At 62.3% G+C, this 1,439-nt stretch carries 2 protein-coding genes; both read right to left on the bottom strand.

Annotated features, from left to right (window positions below; translation table 11 throughout):
* A partial coding sequence (locus EOC06_RS17995) for an FAD-binding oxidoreductase (protein WP_164898638.1) occupies positions 1-547 on the bottom strand: 547 nt, incomplete at its 3' end.
* 16 nt (positions 548-563) lie between these two features.
* On the bottom strand, positions 564-1,232 hold the full coding sequence (locus tag EOC06_RS17990) for a haloacid dehalogenase type II (RefSeq protein WP_127327811.1): 669 nt from the start codon (positions 1,230-1,232) through the stop codon (positions 564-566).
* Between the last annotated feature and the right edge of the window lie 207 nt (positions 1,233-1,439).

Genomic DNA, 1,439 nt, shown 5'->3' with positions numbered 1-1,439 from the left:
GGCCCATATGCATTATGGTGCTCTTCTTCGACAGCATCGCGCCGTGGAATGGCGAGCCGATCTCGGACTTGAGATCCGCCGCAGACAGCAGCGCCGTATCGGGATCCACTTCGGCATGGAGGGCTTCGAAGTTGCGGGCGATCGCATCAAAATGCTGCGGCTTGGAGGCGAGCTTCAGCTTGCCGGCGCGGCGGAAATTGCAGTCGATGCCTTCCTCCGCGACCAGCGCCTCGATGGTGTCGACGGAGTCGTCGAGCGCCCGGTAGAGCGCGATGGCGCGTTCCTTGCCGAGCTCCGCCTTGGCGGAGAGATAGCCGTGGGCGAGGCCATTGTTTAGGTGTCCGCCATTGCGTCCAGATGCGCCCCAACCCACACGTTCCGCCTCCAGCACGGCCACCTTGGCTCCAGCCTTCGCCAATTGGCGCGCGGCGGCGAGACCTGTAAAGCCGCCACCGATGATGGCGGCATCGTAGTGCCCCTCGACCGGGCCTTGCGCCCCGCCGGAAAAGACAGGGGCCGTGTCGTGCCAGTAGGAGACGAACTTCATCGGCAATCCGCCTGTTTCAGAGCCCAACGACGCCTGGAAGACCGGAAATGTCTGATATTTCGACATAGCCGTAGTACGGGTTGGCCGGTTCATGGCCGCGATTGACCCAGACCTTGTTCTTGATGCCGAGATCGTGTGCCGACATCAGGTCGTAGCGGAACGAAGACGAGCAGTGAAGAATATCTTCCGGGCCGCAGCCCAGCCTGTCGAACATGTATTCGAAGGCCTTGAAGCGGGGCTTGTAGGCCTGCGCCTGCTCGGCGGTGTAGACGGCATGAAACGGCGCGCCGAGCTTTTCAACATTGGACATGATCTGCGCGTTCATGGCGTTGGACAGGATGACCAGCGGAATTTCCTTGGCGACCTTCGCCAGGCCGGCCGGAACGTCGGCGTGCGGCCCCCAGGTCGGGACGCGCTCGTAGACCATTCGGGCATCGTTGGCGCTGAAGGCGACGCCGTTACGCTTGCAGGTGCGCTCGAGCGCATTGTGGACGACGTCGGCATAGGGCTTCCAGTCGCCCATGATCTCGTCGAGCCGATACGCCGCGAAGTTCTTGATGAATTCCTGCATGCGCGGCTCGTCGAGCCGGCTGCCATAGAGGTCGCGCGCCGCTTCCGCCATCTGGAAAAAGGTCAACGTGCCGTAGCAGTCGAAGGTGATGTATTTGGGCCTGAAGGAAGCCATGTCCGTCGATCTCCGGTGGAAGCACATCCGCGCTGGGATGTATTTCATCATAGGACGGCAGGTGGCGACCCACCTGACCGAAATCGCCCTCCCGAAAGCAGAAAGTTCCGTATCCGCCATCCGGTTTGGCACGCTGTAGCATCTGGCGTGCCGATCGCGGCGCCGCGATCGGCGTGAAACGCATCCGCCGCGGACGATGCCAGCACA

This window comes from Mesorhizobium sp. M7A.F.Ca.MR.362.00.0.0 (assembly GCF_004023175.1).
Lineage (GTDB): Bacteria > Pseudomonadota > Alphaproteobacteria > Rhizobiales > Rhizobiaceae > Mesorhizobium.
The sequence above is the reverse complement of the archived record's forward strand: the minus strand, read 5'-3'. Positions and strand labels throughout refer to the sequence as shown.